The following is an 18156-nucleotide window of genomic DNA, read 5'->3' on the forward strand; positions in this document are numbered from 1 at the left end:
CGTACCGCCTTGCCAGCATCCCGTGCGGGGACCGGGGTCGTGTTCACTCTGGGCTGCAAGGCGTCCCCTCCCTGTTCTTCCCCGCCGGAGCCGTCGAACCACCCGTGACGGGCAGATGTCCGGCTCCGGACGCGCGGTCGACGCGCGATCGACGTTTCTGCCGTCCGACCGGTTCGGCCGGAGCATCCGGTGTAACACGATCTCCAGGCCGGTGCGGCGGGTTCACGGGTTTTCCCCCCGCCGCGGGGCGGGGCTCAGCCGACGGCCGCCAGCCGCCGGAGCAGCAGCTCCAGCGCGGCGTCCACCGACCCCTGCCGGATCGTGTCACGCCCACCCGACAACCGGAGCGGGAGCGTCTGTGTTCCCGACGGTCCGGCGACGGCGAGGTGCACGGTGCCGACGGGCTGCCCGTCCTGCGGGTCGGGGCCGGCCACGCCGGTGGTGGCGAGCGCCCAGTCCGCGCCGAGCAGCCGGCGCACCCCCTCGGCCATCTGCCGGGCCACCTCGGGGTGGACCGCGCCGTGCTCGGCCAGCAGGGCCGGGTCGACGCCCAGCACGGCGGCCTTCAGCTCGGTGGCGTAGGCGGTGACCGAGCCGCGGAACACCGCGGAGGCGCCGGGGACGCCGACCAGCGCGGCGGCCAGCAGGCCGCCGGTGAGCGACTCGGCGACGGCCAGCGTGGCGCCCTCGGCCCGCAGCGCGGCCAGCACCCGGGCGGCCGGGGCCGCGGCGGCACCGGCGGCCCCGGCGGCCTCAGTCACCGCGGCGCTCCCGGGCGATGCCCTCGCGGCGCAGCCGCAGGGCCTGCACCAGGTAGTCCAGGCCGGTGCCGACGGTCAGCACCACGGCGATCGCCATCATCACGGCCCGACCGGTGGCCAGCGGCCCGGTGAGGACCAGGACGTACATGCCGACCGCGATGCCCTGGGCGAGGGTCTTGATCTTGCCGCCCCGGCTGGCCGGGATGACGGCGTAGCGGATCACCCAGAACCGGAGCAGGGTGATGCCGAGCTCGCGGGCCAGGATCACCACGGTGACCCACCAGGGCAGGTCGCCGAGGATCGACAGCGCGATCAGGCCGGTGCCCATGATCGCCTTGTCGGCGATCGGGTCGGCGATCCGGCCGAAGTCGGTGATCAGGCCCTTGCTGCGGGCCAGCGCGCCGTCGAAGACGTCGGTGATCATCGCGACGGCGAAGGCCGCCCAGGCGAACGCCCGCCACTTCGGGTCGTGCCCGCCGTCGGCGAACAGCAGCAGCGCGAAGACCGGCACCAGCAGCAGCCGGAACATGGTCAGCACGTTGGCGATGTTCCACAGGCCGGGCTGCGGCGGCACGGCGGCCGGGGTCGGCCGGGTCGCGGCCGGGGCCCCCGGCCCCTTGGTCATACGTCGGCTCCGGGCTGCTCCGCGACCGGGACGGCCTCGGCGACCAGGTCGACGCCCTCGGTGCCGACCACGGTGGCGCGGTAGTACCGGCCGACCACCGCGTCCTCGACGCCGAGCAGGGTGGTGAGGCCGTCGGTCTCGGGCGCCTGGTGGGCGGCCCGGCCCTCCACCACGCCGTCCTCGACCGATTCCACCAGCACGGTGACCTCGCTGCCGATCCGCTGCTCGGCGCGCTGCGCGGTGAGCTCCTCGGCGAGCTTGGAGAGCCGGGTGACCCGGTCGTTCACGACGTCCTGGTCGAGCTTGCCGTCGTAGCCGGCCGCCTCGGTGCCGTCCTCGTCGGAGTAGCCGAACACGCCGATGGCGTCCAGGCCGGCGTGCGTGACGAACCGTTCCAGCTCGGCGTAGTCCTCCTCGGTCTCGCCGGGGAAGCCGACGATGAAGTTGGACCGGGCGCCGGCCTCGGGGGCCTTGGCCCGGATCGACTCCAGCAGGCCGAGGAACTGCTCGGTGGAGCCGAACCGGCGCATCCGGCGGAGCACGGCGGGCGCGGAGTGCTGGAAGGACAGGTCGAAGTACGGGACGACCTTGCCGGTGCCGGTCATCGCGTCGATCAGGCCGGGGCGCATCTCGGCGGGCTGCAGGTAGCTGACCCGGACCCGCTCGATGCCGTCGACGGCGGCGATCTCGGTGAGCAGGGTCTCCAGCAGGCGGATGTCGCCGAGGTCCTTGCCGTAGGAGGTGTTGTTCTCGGAGACCAGGACGACCTCGCTCACGCCCTGGCCCGCCAGCCAGACGGCCTCGTTCAGGACGTCGGAGGGGCGGCGGGAGATGAAGGAGCCGCGGAAGGCCGGGATGGCGCAGAACGAGCACCGGCGGTCGCAGCCGGAGGCGAGCTTGATCGAGGCGACGGGGGCGTTGTCGAGGCGCTTGCGCAGGGTGCGCGGGCCGGAGGCGGGGGCGAGGCCGTCGGGGAGGTCCTCGGGGGCGCCGTGGCCCGGGAGGGCGACCTCGGCGGCGGCGGCCTGCCGCTCGACCGGGGTGAGCGGCAGCAGCTTGCGGCGGTCGCGCGGGGTGTGGGCCTCGACGTGGCCGCCGGAGAGGATGGTGTTCAGGCGGGAGGAGATGTCGGCGTAGTCGTCGAAGCCGAGGACGCCGTCCGCCTCGGGCAGGGCGTCGGCGAGCTCCTTGCCGTAGCGCTCGGCCATGCAGCCGACCGCGACCACGGCCTGGGTGCGGCCGTGGCCCTTGAGGTCGTTGGCCTCCAGCAGGGCGTCGACGGAGTCCTTCTTGGCGGCCTCGACGAACCCGCAGGTGTTGACGACGGCGACGTCGGCCTCGCTGGCGTCGTCGACCAGCCGCCAGCCGTCGGCCTCCAGTCGCCCGGCGAGTTCCTCGGAGTCGACCTCGTTGCGGGCGCATCCGAGCGTGACCAGGGCGACAGTGCGGGGTTCAGGCATGACGCCAAGATTAACGCGCGCCCCCCGGTGGAGTTCCCCCCGGAGGGCGCGTGCCGGTGTTCGGCGGCCCGGATCAGCCGGCCTGCGGGTCTCCGGGGGTGTACGTGAGGTGCACGACCTGGCCGTCCTTGCCCGCCGGGCCGAGGTCCTTGCCGTTCACGAACAGGTGCACGGAGCCGGCGTTGCCGATCACCAGGGTGATCTTCTTCGGGTCGGTGAAGGTCTGGTCCTGGCCGACTTCGAGGTTGTTGGAGAACAGCGACTTGCCGTCGCCGTCCTTGGCCGTGACCCAGCTCTTGTCCGGGCCGGCCACCAGCTTGACGGTGACCTTGTCGGCGGGGGCGGCGGCGATCACGGCGGGGCTGGCCTCGGGGGCCGGCGGCTGCGCGGCGGGGGCGGTGGCCGGGGCGGAGACGCCGCTGGGCAGCGGGGCGCTGGCCGCGCCGGGCCGGTCGGCGGCCGGGGAGGAGGCGCCGAACAGGTTGTAGCCGATCAGCGCGACCACGGCGGTGATCGCCAGCACCATGGCGGCCGTCCAGTTCGGGCGGCGGTGGTCGCGGACCTTGATCGGGCCGGTGTCGAGCAGCTGGGTGGCGCGCGGCGCGGCGGCCGCGCCGCCGTACTCGGCGTCGTAGCGGGCGACCAGCGCCTCGCCGTCCAGGCCGACCTCGCGGGCGAGCAGCCGGAGGTGGCCGCGGGCGTAGAAGGCGCCGCCGCAGCGCTCGAAGTCGTCGCACTCGACGGCGTGCACGATCGGCACCCTGATCCGGGTGCGGGTGCTGACCTGGTCGACCGTCAGGCCGGCTTCCAGCCGGGCTCTGGCGAGCAGCCGCCCGATGCTCGGCCCGTCGACGGCACGGCTCGGTTCCGCGGGGCTCTGCGGGGTGGCGGAGCCGGGCGCGGTGGAGTCGGGGGCGGAACGGCGGGGGGACTTGCCGATGGTCACTGGGCACGCCTTTCGAGCGGAGGCCGCCTGCTGAAGCACCAGTCTAGGGGTGCTGCCGGAACGTTTCTCAACCGGAGGGGGCCCGAACGTGCCACCCGCCGGGCCCGGAGTTGACGGGCGGTCAGATCGCTTTCCGGCCAACGGCCCGACCACCCGCGCCTACCCCCGGAGGGTGAGGAGCACTCCGTCCAGTTCGTCCGGTTTGATCAGCACGTCGCGGGCCTTGGAGCCCTCGCTGGGGCCGACGATGCCGCGCGACTCCATCAGGTCCATCAGCCGGCCGGCCTTGGCGAAGCCGACCCGGAGCTTGCGCTGGAGCATCGAGGTCGACCCGAACTGGGTGGTGACGACCAGCTCGGCGGCCTGGATCAGCAGGTCGAGGTCGTCGCCGATCTCCTCGTCGATCTCCTTCTTGGGGCCGCCGCCGACCACCACGTCGTCCCGGTAGCGGGCGGTCAGCTGGTCCTTGCAGTGCTGGACGACCTTGGCGATCTCCGCCTCGGTGACGAAGGCGCCCTGCATCCGGACCGGCTTGGAGGCGCCCATCGGCAGGAACAGCGCGTCGCCCTTGCCGATCAGCTTCTCGGCGCCGGGCTGGTCCAGGATGACCCGGGAGTCGGCCATCGCCGAGGTGGCGAAGGCCAGCCGGGACGGCACGTTGGCCTTGATCAGGCCGGTGACCACGTCCACCGAGGGGCGCTGGGTGGCCAGCACCAGGTGGATGCCGGCGGCCCGGGCCAGCTGGGTGATCCGGACCACCGAGTCCTCGACGTCGCGCGGGGCGACCATCATCAGGTCGGCCAGCTCGTCGACGATCACCAGCAGGTACGGGTAGGGCGTCAGCTCGCGCTCGCTGCCCAGCGGCGGCTGCACGGTGCCGGCCCGGACGGCGGCGTTGAAGTCGTCGACGTGCCGGAAGCCGAAGGCCGCCAGGTCGTCGTAGCGCATGTCCATCTCGCGGACCACCCACTGGAGGGCCTCGGCGGCCTTCTTCGGGTTGGTGATGATCGGCGTGATCAGGTGCGGGATGCCCTCGTAGGCGGTCAGCTCGACCCGCTTGGGGTCGACCAGCACCATCCGGACCTCGTCGGGGGTGGCGCGCACCAGCACCGAGGTGATCAGGCAGTTGATGCAGGAGGACTTGCCCGCGCCGGTGGCGCCGGCCACCAGCACGTGCGGCATCTTCGCCAGGTTGGCCATCACGGTGTGGCCCTCGACGTCTTTGCCCATACCGACCACCATCGGGTGGGTGTCCTCGGCGGCGGTGCGCGAGCGCAGCAGGTCGCCGAGGGTGACCATCTCCCGGTCGAGGTTGGGGATCTCCACGCCGACCGCGGACTTGCCGGGGATCGGCGAGATGATCCGCACGTCGGGGGTGGCGACCGCGTAGGCGATGTTCTTCGCCAGCGCGGTGATCCGCTCGACCTTGACGGCGGGGCCGAGCTCGACCTCGTAGCGGGTGACCGTCGGGCCGCGGGTGAAGCCGGTGACCCGGGCGTCGACCTTGAACTCGGTGAACACGCCGGTGAGCTGGGCCACCACGTCGTCGTTGAGCTTGGAGCGGGCCTTGGCGGGAGCGCCGCGCTCCAGCAGGTCGAGCGGCGGCAGCGCGTAGCTGATGTCGCCGGAGAGCTGGAGCTGCTCCATCCGGGCCGGGGCCTCGCCGTGGGCGTCGGGGGCCTCGGAGGCGCGGGCGGCGGGCACCTCGGGGCTCCACGGCTCCTCGGGCGGGGCGGTGTTGTCCTTGACCTGGCCGAGCATGCTGGCCACCGCGGGCGAGCCGGGCACCCCGTACAGCAGGGCGCCGTCGAGGTCGGCGGCGACGCCCGCGGCGATGTCCCGGGTCCGGTACGGGTCCCCCTCCGGGTCCTTCTCCAGCGAGAGCGGGCCAGCCTCCGGCTCCTCGGTCTCGTCGTCCTTGCGGCGGCGGCGCCGGCGGCGGGCGGACAGCTCGTCGCCCTCGATGGTGATCGGCAGCGCGTCCGGGTCGGCGTCCTCGGGCGGGGCGGTGGACCAGGACCGCTCGCCGGAGGCCGACTCGCCGTCGAACTCCTCCGCCTCGCCGGGCAGCGGCTCGACCACGCCGAGCCGGACGCCGAGCAGCCGCAGCCGCTCCGGGATCCGGTTGACCGGCGTGGCAGTGACCACCAGCAGGCCGAAGAAGGCGACCAGCAGCAGCAGCGGGACGGCCAGCGGCGGCCCCGCGGCGGCCATCATCGGGGTGGACACGGCCCAGCCGAGCAGGCCGCCGGCCTGCCGGATCTTCGTCGCCCCGGCGCCCATCGCGGGCGCGCCGCAGCCGATGTGCACCAGGCCGAGCACGCCGACCACCAGGGTGGTCAGGCCGATCGCGACCCGGCCGTCGGCCTCGGGGGGCCCGGGGTGGCGCATCAGCCGGACCGCGGACGCGCCGAGCAGGATCGGCACCAGCACGTCGAGCCGGCCGAACAGGCCGGAGACCACGCTGGTGGCGGCCTCGCCGAGCCAGCCCTGCGGGCCGAACCAGGTGCCGGCCGCGGTGACCAGGGCGAGCGCCAGCAGCAGCAGCGCCACGCCGTCCTTGCGGTGCTCGGGGTGCAGGTTGCGGGCGCCGTGGCCGAAGCCGCGGAACGCGGCGCCCACCGAGTGCGCCAGGCCCAGCCAGACGGCGCGCACGGCGCGGAAGAGTATCGGCTTGCGCGGCGGCGGGGGCGGTGCGGCGGGGGCGCCCTTCCGGACCGCCGCCTTCTTCGCCGGGGCGGCCTTCCTGGCGGCGGGCCTGGCCGCCGCGGATTTGGCCGCAGCGGGCTTGGCGGCCGCGGGTTTGGCGGCCGCGGGTTTGGGCGCGGCCTTCTTGGCCGGCGCCTTCTTGGCCGGCCCGGGCTTGGCGGTGCGTGCGGCGGCGCTTCCGGGCGATCGTGTGGCCATGGGGGGCAGCCTACCGGCGCGCCACGGCCGCGGACATGCGCGGGCGCACTTCGGCGGGTTGTGTCGCCGACACGCCGTCAACGACCCCGGAACCACCCGGACGGGGGAGGCTGACGCGGCGTCAGCCCACCGCCCCGGACCGGTTCAGTTGGCGCCGGGGCGGAGCGCGTCCAGCGCCCGCCGCAGACCGGCGATCTTGCGCTCCAGGTGCGCGGCGGTGGCGGCGGCCCCGCCGTCGGCGCCGGTGTCGAGCTGCTTGGTGAGCGCCTCGGCCTGCTCCTCGACCGCGGCCAGCCGGGCCGAGAGCTCGCCGAACAGCGCCCCGCCGAGCGGCGGCTCCTCCTCGCCGGCCTCCAGCTGCAGGCGCAGCAGCGCGGCCTGCTCCTTCAGCTGGGTGTTCTTCATGTAGAGGTCGACGAAGACCGAGACCTTGGCGCGCAGCACCCACGGGTCGAACGGCTTGGAGATGTAGTCGACCGCACCGGCCGCGTAGCCGCGGAAGGTGTGGTGCGGCCCGTGGTTGATCGCGGTCAGGAAGATGATCGGGATGTCCCTGGTCCGCTCCCGGCGCTTGATGTGCGCGGCGGTCTCGAAGCCGTCCATGCCGGGCATCTGCACGTCCAGCAGGATGACCGCGAAGTCGTCGGTCAGCAGCGCCTTGAGCGCCTCCTCGCCGGAGGCGGCGCGCACCAGGGTCTGGTCGAGCGCGGAGAGGATCGCCTCCAGGGCGAGCAGGTTCTCCGGACGGTCGTCGACCAGGAGGATCTTCGCCTTCTGCACCAGGACCCGCCCTCCTGCCGGTTGTTTCCCGAGGGCGGGCGCCACTGCGCCGCCCCTCACTGCCCCGGTCATGCTAGCCGTACCCCCTTGCCCGCCACAGGCCCGGTGCCGGGCGTCACCGTCCGGTCACTGTTGGCAACGAGCGGTGACCTTACCGGGTTCCCGCCCGCGGGGGCCAGCCGGGCGGGCCCCCGCGGGCGGCGGTCACCTGACAGGAAGGTGCTGGCGCATCACCGCCAGCAGGTGGTCGGTCTCCACCGGCTTGGTGATGTGGTCGGTGGCACCGGCCTGCAGGCTCTTCTCCCGGTCGCCCTTCATCGCCTTCGCGGTCAGCGCGATGATCGGCAGGCCGGAGAACCGGGGCATCCGGCGGATCTGCTCGGTGGTCGCGTACCCGTCCAGCTCCGGCATCATGATGTCCATCAGCACCAGGGCGACGTCCTCGTGCTGTTCGAGCATCTCGATGCCCTCCCGGCCGTTCTCGGCGTACAGCACCGTCAGGCCGTACTGCTCCAGCACGCTGGTCAGGGCGAACACGTTGCGGATGTCGTCGTCGACGATCAGCACCCGCTCGCCGTCGAAGCGGACCGGGGCGCCGCCGGACCGGGCGGGCTCGCCCTGGCGCGGGACGGTCTCCTCGGCGGGGCGGGGCAGTTCCTGCGGGCCGCGGCGGCGCTCGACGGTGGAGCGGCGGCGCTCCTCGACCAGGCCGCGCGCCTCCTGGGTCCACTGCTCGGCGGGCGTCCGGGGCGCTTCGAGGGCGCGCGGCGCGCCCGCGCGCTCCAGGGTGACCGGTTCGGGGCCCTCGGTGCGCAGCGGCAGGTAGAGGGTGAACGCCGAGCCGCGGCCGATCTCGCTCTCCACGTGGATCTCGCCGCCGAGCAGCCGGGCGATCTCCCGGCTGATGGAGAGGCCCAGGCCGGTGCCGCCGTACTTGCGGCTGGTGCCGCCGTCGGCCTGCTTGAAGGCCTCGAAGATCTCCCGGAGCTTGTTGCCGGGGATGCCGATGCCGGTGTCGGCGACCGAGAAGGCGATCAGCGGCTGGTCGGGGTCGGCGACGCTGCCGGCCTCCAGCAGTTGCTCGCGCACGTGCTGCGGGATCTCCGCCCCGGACACCGCCCGGATCATCAGCTCGACGGCGCCGCTGTCGGTGAACTTGACGGCGTTGGAGAGCAGGTTGCGCAGCACCTGCTGGAGGCGCTGCTCGTCGGTGTGCAGGGTGACCGGCAGGTCCGGGGAGACCCGGACCGCGAAGTCCAGGTTCTTCTCCACGGTGAGCGGCCGGAACGCGGCCTCCACGTAGTCGACCAGCTGGACCAGCGCGATCCGGGCCGGGCGGACGTCCATCTTGCCGGCCTCGACCTTGGACAGGTCGAGGATGTCGTTGATCAGCTGGAGCAGGTCGCTGCCCGCGCCGTGGATCGTTTCGGCGAACTCGACCTGCTTGGCGGAGAGGTTGCCCTCGTTGTTGTCGGAGAGCAGCTTGGCCAGGATCAGCAGCGAGTTGAGCGGGGTGCGCAGCTCGTGCGACATGTTGGCGAGGAACTCGCTCTTGTAGCGGGAGGCCAGCGCGAGCTGTTCGGCGCGCTCCTCCAGGATCTGCCGGGCCTCCTCGATCTCGCTGTTCTTGATCTCGATGTCGCGGTTCTGCTGGGCGAGCTGCTCGGCCTTCTCCTGGAGCTCCTCGTTGGTGCGCTCCAGCTCCTCCTGGCGGGCCTCCAACTCGGCGGAGCGCATGGAGAGTTCGGCGGTCAGGCGCTGCGACTCCAGCAGCAGGCCCTCGGTCTTGGTGTTGACCGAGATGGTGTTGACGGTGACGCCGATCTGGTCGGCGATCTGGTTGAGGAAGTCCAGCGCGACGGTGGTGAAGCTGGAGAAGGTGGCGAGTTCGATCACGCCGAGCAGCCGGCCCTCGAACAGCACCGGCATCACCACCACGTGCGCCGGGGAGGACTCGCCGAGGCCGGAGGAGATCTTCAGGTAGCCGGGCGGGGTCTCCTTCAGCACGATCGGCCGCTTCTCCACGGCGGCCTGGCCGATCAGGCCCTCGCCGAGCCGGAAGGTGGTCGGCATGGTGCGGCGGTGGTAGCCGTAGGAGCCGATCAGGCGCAGCACGATGTCGTTCTCGTCGTCGTCCTCGGTGACCAGTTCGGCGGTCCGCCCGGCGGGCTGGGCGAGGAAGAACGCGCCGTGCTGGGCGGAGACCACCGGGGTCAGCTCGCTCATGATCAGCGAAGCGACGGCGGACAGGTCGCGGCGGCCCTGCAGCAGGCCGGACATCCGGGCCAGGTTGGTCTTCAGCCAGTCCTGTTCCTTGTTGGTCCGGGTGGTCTCGCGCAGGTTGGCGATCATCTGGTTGATGTTGTCCTTGAGCTCGTCGAGCTCGCCGGACGCGTCCACGGTGATCCGGGGCGACAGGTCGCCCCGGGTGACGGCGGTGGCCACCTGGGCGATCGCGCGGACCTGCCGGGTGAGGTTGTTGGCCAGCTCGTTCACCGACTCGGTGAGGTCCTGCCAGGTGCCGGCCACACCGGGGACGCGGGCTTGGCCGCCGAGCCGGCCGTCGGTGCCGACCTCGCGGGCGACCCGGGTGACCTCGTCGGCGAACGCGGAGAGCTGGTCGACCATGGTGTTGATGCTGGTCTTGAGCTCCAGGATCTCGCCCCGGGCGTCGACGTCGATCTTCTGCGACAGGTCGCCGCGGGCGACGGCGGTGATGACGAGCGCGATGTTGCGGACCTGGCCGGTGAGGTTGTTGGCCATCAGGTTGACGTTCTCGGTCAGGTCCTTCCAGATCCCGGCGACGCCCGGTACGCCGGCCTGGCCGCCCAGGATGCCGTCGGTGCCCACCTCACGGGCCACCCGGGTCACCTCGACGGCGAACGCCGACAGCTGGTCGACCATGGTGTTGAGGGTGTCGGCGAGCGCCGCGACCTCGCCGGCCGCGTCAATGGCGATCTTCTTCGACAGGTCGCCGCGGGCCACCGCGGAGGCCACCTCGGCGATGTTGCGGACCTGGCTGGTCAGGTTGGACGCCATCAGGTTCACGTTGTCGGTCAGGTCGCGCCAGATGCCGGAGACGCCGGAGACCCGGGCCTGGCCGCCCAGGATGCCGTCGGTGCCGACCTCGCGCGCGACCCGGGTGACCTCGTCGGCGAACGCGGACAGCTGCTCGACCATGGTGTTGACGGTGGTGACGAGTTCGCGGATCTCGCCCTTGGCGTCGACGGTGATCTTCTTGGAGACGTCGCCGCGGGCCACCGCGGTGGTCACCTCGGCGATCGAACGCACCTGGCTGGTCAGGTTGTTGGCCATCAGGTTGACGCTGTTGGTGAGGTCCTTCCAGGTGCCGGACACCCCGGGCACGCTGGCCTGGCCGCCCAGGATGCCCTCGGTGCCGACGTCCCGGGCGACCCGGGTGACCTCGTCGGCGAAGGCCCCGAGCTGGTCGACCATCGTGTTGATGGTGTTCTTCAGCTCCAGGATCTCGCCCCGGGCGTCGACCTGGATCTTCTGCGACAGGTCGCCCTTGGCGACCGCGGTGGTGACCTGCGCGATGTTGCGGACCTGCGAGGTCAGGTTGTTCGCCATCGAGTTGACGTTCTCGGTCAGGTCCTTCCAGACGCCGGCCACGCCCGGCACCTGGGCCTGCCCGCCGAGGATGCCCTCGGTGCCGACCGCGCGCGCCACCCGGGTGACCTGCTCGGCGAAGCCGGAGAGCTGGTCGACCATGGTGTTGATGGTGTTCTTGAGTTCGAGGATCTCGCCGCGGGCGTCGACCTCGATCTTGCGCGACAGGTCGCCCTTGGCGACCGCGGTGGTCACCTCGGCGATGTTGCGGACCTGCGCGGTCAGGTTGGCTGCCATGAAGTTCACCGAGTCGGTGAGGTCGCGCCAGGTGCCGGCCACCCCGGACACCTGGGCCTGGCCGCCCAGCCGGCCCTCGGTGCCCACGTCGCGGGCCACCGTGGTGACCTGCGCGGCGAAGGAGTTGAGCTGGTCCACCATCGTGTTGACGGTGTTCTTCAGCTCCAGCATCTCGCCGTCGACGTCGACGGTGACCTTGCGGGAGAGGTCGCCGCGGGCGACCGCGGTGGTCACCTCGGCGATGTTGCGGACCTGCGCGGTCAGCCGGCCCGCCATGGTGTTGACCGAGTCCGCGAGGTCCTTCCAGGAGCCGGACACCGAGCGCACCCGGGCCTGCCCACCGAGCTTGCCCTCGGTACCGACCTCGATCGCCACCCGGGTCACCTGCTCGGTGAACTCGCTGAGCTGGTCGACCAGTCCGTTCAAGGTCCGGCCGACCTTGAGGAACTCGCCGCGCAGCGGGTAGCTGGCGCCGGTGGTGTGCACCGAGCGCAGCTCCATGGTCTGGGTCAGGTCGCCCTCGGCGATCGAGCCCAGCACCCGGCCGACCTCGGCCATCGGGCGGGCCAGGTCGTCGATCAGCGCGTTGCAGTTGTCGACGGCCGCCATCCAGGCGCCCTCGCCGACCCCCGTCTCCAGCCGCTCGGAGAGCCGGCCCTCGCGCCCCACCGCCCGCCGCACCCGGGCCAGTTCACCGGTCAGGTGCTGGTTGCGCTCGGCGACCTCGTTGAACACCGCGGCGATCTCCGCCAGCAGGCCGTCCCCGGGGAAGGTCATCCGGCGGCGGAAGTTGCCGTCGCGCATCGCGGTCAGCGCGGCCAGCAGCTTGCGCAGCTCGGCGGGCTCCGCACCGCGCCCGGGGCCCGAGCGCCGCCCGCCGGACCGCGAGGGCGGCGCCGGCCGGGCGCCGCGCGCAGCGGTCGTCGTCGTACCGGACACGTCCTTGGTCGCCGAACTCAACGGGGCCCTCCCAGGTCCTGACTTGTTCAACCGCCGCGGGAGGGCCGGCGTCCGACCCTGCCCGCTCCCTCGCCGTCACCTCGACCGTACTGCGGTGGCACCGGCACGCGGACCCCCCAGTGTGGCAGTACCGGCACCCGGTGTCGGACCGGTTGCGGAGGGTTTTCCCGGTGAGCGGGGAAAGTGGTGAAGGAAATCACCCCCTGGGGCCTGTTTCGGTGCCCCGGCCCCGCGGGGTACCAACCGGAAAGTAGGGTGGAGGGCCGCACCGGGGGACGGGCCCGTCCCCGGCCCCGGTCCGGGCACCAGGAAGCAGACCAGAGCAGAGGAGACGTGGCAGTGGTCACCGCGAGCGCAGCCGCCACCTTCGAGCCGGTCGACCGGTCGGCCGCCGCCGCCCGCGGCTTCGTCCGGGACGCCCTGCTCGGCTGGGACCTGCCCGAGGTGGTGGACGACGCCGTGGTGCTGGTCAGCGAACTGGTCACCAACGCCGTGGTGCACGCCGGGACGGCCGCCGAGGTGGCCTGCCTCCGCGAGGAGGAGACCGTCCGGATCGAGGTCACCGACCGGCACCCCGAGCGCGGCCTGCCGTCCTTCGCCAATGTGACGCTGCACTCGGACCGGTACGCCGACCCGGACGGCGAGGGCGGCCGCGGCCTGCTGATGTGCTCGGCGCTGTCCAGCAGTTGGGGCGTCGAGTACGCGGCCGGGCGCAAGACCGTCTGGTTCCGGCTCGCGCTGCCCGACCAGCGGCCCGGCACCCGGTACGCGCTGCCCAGCCTGCCCGGCGGCGAACTGCCCGCCGCGGACGGCCCGGTACGGGTCGCCGTGGTGCGGCTCGACGACCACGGCCGGGTCCGCGACTGGAACCCGGACGCCGAGGCGCTGTTCCAGCGCCCCGCCGACGCCGTCTTCGGCCGCCCCTGGGCCGAACTCGCCGTCTGGCCGCAGACCCCCGGCCTCGGCCTCGGCGACACCCTGCGGCTGGCCCGCTGGGAGGGCTCGTACGCGGTCCGGGCCGGCGACGGCTCGGTCCGCGAGGTGTACGGCACCCATGTGCGGCTGCGCGACCGCGAGGGCGCCCCGACGGTGCTGTGCGTGCTGGTCCGGGAGGCCGACCGGGCGGTGCTGCGCACCCCGGGCACCGCCGAGGGGGCGGTCCCCGCCACGAGCACCGCCGTCGAACCGCTGGACCTGCTGGTCGGCCCGGTCTCCCCCGACGACCTGTCCAGCCTGCTGCAGCGGATCGTCGAACGGGCCCGCGACCTGCTCGACGCCGACGCCTCCTACCTGCTGCTCACCAGCGAGGACGAGACCGAGTTCGAACTGCGCGCCGCCACCGGCCTGGCCGGCCCGGCCCGCCGCTTCGCCCGGCTGCCGATCGACGCCGGCGCGGGCCGCTTCGACTCGGCCCGGCTGCCCGCCGTCCACGAGGACCTCTCGGTCCGGCCGACCGGCGCCGCCCCGCTGCTCGACGGCACCGAGCTGCGCTCGCTGATCACCGTCCCGCTCAAGGTCGAGGGCCGGCTCACCGGCTCGCTCGGGGTGGCCGCGGCCGCCCCCGGCCGCTACGACAACGAGGACGCGCTGCGCCTGCAGTTCGCCGCCGACCGGATCGCGCTGGCCCTGGAGAGCGCCCGGCTGGGCGAGCTGGAGCGGCTGCGGCGCGGCTCGCTCTCCTTCCTGGTCGAGGCGTCCGACCTGCTCGCGGGCACCCTGGAGCACGAGCAGACGCTCGCCCTGATGGCGCAGATGGCGGTGCCCACGCTGGCCTCCTGGTGCGCCGTCTACACCAGCGCGGACGCCGCGGCCGGCGCCGAACTCGCCTTCGTGCTGCACGAGGACGAGGACCGGATCGACCCGCTGCGCGCGCTGCTCGACAAGGCCCCCGCCCCGGAGGCGGTGCCCAGCCCGGGCGCCCGCCCGTGGACGGCGCCCGCCGAGACCGCCCGGACGCTCGGCGACCCGGTCGGCGCGGAGCTCGGCGAGACGGTCGTGATGCCGCTGTCCGCCCGCAACCGGGTGATCGGCCTGCTGGTGCTCGGCACCCGGCCCGGCGTCCGGTTCCGCCAGGAGATCCTGGAACTCGGCGAGGACCTGTCCCGCCGGGCCGCCCTGGCGCTCGACAACTCCCGCCTCTACTCCGAGCGCACCGCCACCTCGCAGGCCTTCCAACGCGCCCTGCTGCCGCCGGAGTTGCCGAAGATCCCGGGCGTCGAGGTGGAGGTGTTCTACCAGGCCGCGGGCGAGGGCAACGAGGTCGGCGGCGACTTCTACGACCTGTTCCCGATCCGCGAGGGCACCTACGGCTTCGCGATCGGCGACGTCTGCGGCACCGGCCCGGAGGCCGCCTCGGTCACCGGCCTGGCCCGCAACTCGCTGCGCCTGCTGGCCCGCGAGGGCCTGACCGCCCCGCAGGTCCTCACCCGGCTGAACGCGGCGATCCTGGACGAGGGCAGCCGGGCCCGCTTCCTCACCCTGCTGTACGGCGAGCTGACGCCCCGGGCGGACGGCTCGACGGTGCTGTCGCTGGTCTGCGCCGGGCACCCGCTGCCGCTCCGGCTGCGCGTCGACGGGCAGGTCGACCAGGCCGCCTCGCCGCAGCCGCTGCTCGGCGTGATGGACGAACTCGACCTCACCGCCGAGGAGTTGGTGCTCGCACCGGGCGAGGTGCTGCTCTGCGTGACGGACGGCGTGACCGAGCGCCGGGAGGGCCGCCGGATGCTCGGCGACGACGGCCTGGCCGAGGTGCTGACCGGCTGCGCGGGCCTGACCGCGGGCGCGGTCGCCGCCCGGGTGCACCGCGCCGTGGAGCGCTTCGCGCCCGAGCCGCCGTCCGACGACATGGCGATCCTGACGCTCCGCATCCCGACCCAGCGCCAGAACTAGTCACGGTTTGCTCACACTTGCTCATTCTGCGTGATGCACAAGGGTACGAGCGGCGGCGGCCGGGTACACCGTAAGCACCGGGGGCTTCCACCCCGGAGGGCGTCGACCGGTGGCCAGACCGCCGGTCCACTCATTCCGCCGCAGCCGCCGCACCCTTCTCCGGTGCGCCCACGACCCGGCACCCGGCACCACCGCACCCCCCACCCTTCACCGCGATCTCGCCATGCCCTGGCGCAGAGTGAAAGGAGCCTCCGGTGAGCAATGAAGCCTCCGGGGCGAATGCCCGATCCGCCGACGCGGGTCCGCTCGGTTACCTGGCCCTCGGTCTCACCCTGCTGGCGTACGGCCTGCTCGGCTCCGGTGTCCTCAGCGGCACCTCGGCCGGCGGCGCCTCCTCGCTGGCCCACCTGGTCGGCGGCGTGACGCTGTTCGTCGCCGGCCTCTGGCAGTTCCGCGGCGGCGACCGCTTCGGCGGCACCGCGTTCACCGCCCTCGGCGCCTTCTGGGCGGTCTGGGCCGCCGCCGGCCCGGCCGGCAAGAACACCGCGGGCCTGTTCCTGCTGCTGTGGGCGCTGCTGGCGCTCACCCTCACCGCCGCCTCCTGGGGCGCCGGCTGGCTGACCCGCGCGGTGTACGGCCTGCTGACCGTCTCGCTGCTGCTCAGCGCCATCGGCGTGTTCGGCGACGCGAGCGGCTGGGGCAAGGTCGGCGGCTGGGTTGCCGCCGCAGCCGGCCTGGCCGCCTGGTACTCGGCCACCGCCGCCCTCACCGACGGCCGCTGGGGCCGACTGTCCCTGCCCGTCAAGTAGCTCCACCGCACCGTCGCACCATCCCGCACCACCGCCCGTCCCGGAGCCCGGACGCCACCCCCACGGCGCCCGGGCTCCGGCCTGCCACCCGCTCGGGAAACCCGCTCGCCCCCGGTTGTTGATCCTGCAATCACCTGTCCCGTTCACCGCCGATTGCTACTGTCGGCGGTCGGAGGGACGCATGGGACAGTGGTCGCTGGGCGCGGAGGCCCTCGACGCATGCCGTTTCGCGCCCTCGCCGCTGGTCGAGACGGTCGCCGCGGTCGGCATCCTCGCCGAGATCCGCCCCGAGCCGTGGCGCCGAGGCTGGCTGGCCGCCCACCGACCCGCCTTCCGGGCCCGGGTGTCGGCCGATCCCCCCGCCGCCGACTGGCTCCTCGGACATCGCCCCGCGGACTGGCCCGGCACACTGCCGCTGCCCGCCCCGGCCCCCGACGCCGACCCGCACCTGCTCGACCTCACCGGCCTCCCCGCCGCCCCCGCCGAACTCCTCGACTGGGCCTGGCAGCACGTCGTCCGCCCCGAGTGGCCCGCCCGCCTGCACGCCTTCCGCACGGACATCGCCGCCCGCCGGCACCGCGCCGCCACCCACGGCTGGCCCGCCGCTCTCCCCGCCCCCGGCCCGCAGCAGTACTGGCTGCCCGGCGGCCGCCTCCGCCTCGACTCCCCCGGCCTGCCCGCCGAACAGCCCGCGGACACCCGCCTGCTGCTCGTCCCCACCAGCGCCCGGCACGGCTGGCACCACTGGGACGGGGCCACCGCCCGCCTCACCGTGGTCTACCCCACCTGCGCCGCCCCCGCCCCCACCCCGCGCACCCCGCCCGCCAGCCTGGGCCGCCTGCTGGGCAGCGCCCGCGCCGACCTCCTGGCCGGCCTCGACCACCCGCGCGACACCGCCCAGTTGGCCACCCTCACCGGCCTCAGCCCCGCCGCCGTCGGCGACCACCTCACCGTCCTGCTGGACGCCCGCCTGGTCGCCCGCGCCCGCTCCGGCACCGCCGCCCGCTTCTACCGCACCGCGCTCGCCGAGGCCCTGCTCTCCGCCCAACCCGGCTGACCGCGCCCCGTCCGTCCTCGGAAACGCCGGTGGCGGCCCCGCACCTGCCCCAGGACCGCCACCGACCGTACGCCTTCTCCCCCGCCTCCCCCGCTCAGCCGTCCACCGAGCTGGGCTCACGCGCCCCGGCCGGCACCGCCGCCGGAACCGACCGGTCGTCCGTCCGGCGCCAGCCCGTGACGGCGTGCTGCACCAGGTAGACGGTCAGCAGGATCGCCACCGCCACCAGCCCGTCCGCCCAGAAGTGGTTGGCCGTCACCACGACCACCCACACCGTCACCAGCGGATGCAGCACCATCAGCCACCGCCAGGCCCCGCGCGCCACCCGGATCACCGCGACCGCCACGATCACGCACCAGGCCACGTGCACCGAGGGCATCGCCGAGAGCTGGTCGGCCACCACCCCCGCCACCCCGTCGCCGTACACCGACTGCCCGTACTCCATCGCCAGGTCGACGAACCCGTTCCCCGGCAGCATCCGCGGCGGCGCCACCGGGATGAACTGGATCAGCAGACACACCGCCGTGGTCGCCACCACCGTCGTCCGCACCCACGCATACCGCGCCCGGTGCCGCAGGAACAACCACAGCAGCACCACCAGCATCACGCCGAAGTGCATCGTCGCGTAGTAGTAGTTCGCCGCCCGCACCAGCCACGGCTCCCCCACCACGGCCCGCTGCCAGGACGCCTCGTCCGGCAGCCCGAAGTCCAGCTCCGTCCGGTGGATCCACTCCGCCCGCTCCAGCGCGTGCCCCGCCCCCATCACCGACAGGTGCCCCACCACCTGCCACAGGGCGAACAGCGCCAACAGCGTCCCGGCCTCCCGCAGCACGTCCGCCACGGTCCCGGCCCGCCGCCAGCGGCCTTCCTCCCAACCCCGCCGGCCCAGCCCACGCCTGACGGTGAACGCCGCACCGTACAGCGCTGCGGAGGCGACGACCGAGGTCTGCCACGTCAACGTCAGGTTCTGCATTGGCGAAGGTTATACGCTGCCTTCCGGAAACGCGAAGAAGCCCCCTGACTTCCCGTCAGGGGGCTTCTCCACAATGATTGTTCGGCGGCGTCCTACTCTCCCACAGGGTCCCCCCTGCAGTA

General features: G+C 73.5%; 11 protein-coding genes. 3 read left to right on the plus strand and 8 right to left on the minus strand.

Annotated elements, in window-relative coordinates; translation table 11 throughout:
- Positions 1 to 254: 254 nt before the first annotated feature.
- The 7 genes from ACIQBJ_RS31180 to ACIQBJ_RS31210 form a co-directional block, all read right to left on the minus strand.
- Positions 255 to 761, minus strand: a complete 507-nt coding sequence (locus tag ACIQBJ_RS31180) for a CinA family protein (RefSeq protein WP_400717279.1) — start codon at positions 759 to 761, stop codon at positions 255 to 257.
- The gene (gene pgsA / locus ACIQBJ_RS31185) at positions 754 to 1386 is read right to left on the minus strand and encodes a CDP-diacylglycerol--glycerol-3-phosphate 3-phosphatidyltransferase (protein ID WP_400717282.1); all 633 of its coding nucleotides are present in this window, start codon (positions 1384 to 1386) and stop codon (positions 754 to 756) included. The genes ACIQBJ_RS31180 and pgsA overlap by 8 nt, the downstream gene beginning before the upstream one ends.
- Positions 1383 to 2846, minus strand: coding sequence for a 30S ribosomal protein S12 methylthiotransferase RimO (gene rimO, locus ACIQBJ_RS31190; RefSeq protein WP_400717284.1), 1464 nt, complete (start codon positions 2844 to 2846; stop codon positions 1383 to 1385). Before rimO ends, pgsA begins: the two co-directional genes overlap by 4 nt.
- Positions 2847 to 2919: 73 nt before the next feature.
- Complete coding sequence (locus ACIQBJ_RS31195) at positions 2920 to 3792, minus strand: helix-turn-helix domain-containing protein (protein ID WP_400717287.1); 873 nt, start codon at positions 3790 to 3792, stop codon at positions 2920 to 2922.
- 159 nt (positions 3793 to 3951) lie between these two features.
- A complete protein-coding gene (locus tag ACIQBJ_RS31200) occupies positions 3952 to 6699 on the minus strand; it encodes a DNA translocase FtsK (protein WP_400717289.1) in 2748 nt (915 codons plus the stop codon).
- Positions 6700 to 6843: 144 nt separating this feature from the next.
- Entirely contained in the window at positions 6844 to 7482 is a 639-nt protein-coding gene (locus tag ACIQBJ_RS31205; protein ID WP_400717313.1) for a two-component system response regulator, read from the minus strand.
- A gap of 201 nt (positions 7483 to 7683) precedes the next feature.
- Entirely contained in the window at positions 7684 to 12150 is a 4467-nt protein-coding gene (locus ACIQBJ_RS31210) for a HAMP domain-containing protein (RefSeq protein WP_400717316.1), read from the minus strand.
- A 495-nt stretch (positions 12151 to 12645) separates the two neighbouring features.
- On the opposite strand from ACIQBJ_RS31210, the gene ACIQBJ_RS31215 reads away from it, so the two are divergent.
- The 3 genes from ACIQBJ_RS31215 to ACIQBJ_RS31225 all read left to right on the plus strand — a co-directional run bounded on the left by ACIQBJ_RS31215 (position 12646) and on the right by ACIQBJ_RS31225 (position 17061).
- Entirely contained in the window at positions 12646 to 15195 is a 2550-nt protein-coding gene (locus ACIQBJ_RS31215) for a SpoIIE family protein phosphatase (RefSeq protein WP_400717319.1), read from the plus strand.
- Between the two features lie 254 nt (positions 15196 to 15449).
- A complete protein-coding gene (locus ACIQBJ_RS31220) occupies positions 15450 to 16004 on the plus strand; it encodes an acetate uptake transporter (RefSeq protein WP_400717292.1) in 555 nt (184 codons plus the stop codon).
- A gap of 181 nt (positions 16005 to 16185) precedes the next feature.
- On the plus strand, positions 16186 to 17061 hold the full coding sequence (locus ACIQBJ_RS31225; protein WP_400717294.1) for a winged helix-turn-helix domain-containing protein: 876 nt from the start codon (positions 16186 to 16188) through the stop codon (positions 17059 to 17061).
- Positions 17062 to 17155: 94 nt separating this feature from the next.
- Here ACIQBJ_RS31225 and ACIQBJ_RS31230 read toward each other — a convergent pair whose 3' ends face one another.
- Entirely contained in the window at positions 17156 to 18034 is an 879-nt protein-coding gene (locus ACIQBJ_RS31230) for a phosphatase PAP2 family protein (protein WP_400717296.1), read from the minus strand.
- Positions 18035 to 18156 lie beyond the last annotated feature (122 nt).

Source organism: Kitasatospora sp. NPDC088391 (assembly GCF_044753345.1).
Lineage (GTDB): Bacteria > Actinomycetota > Actinomycetes > Streptomycetales > Streptomycetaceae > Kitasatospora.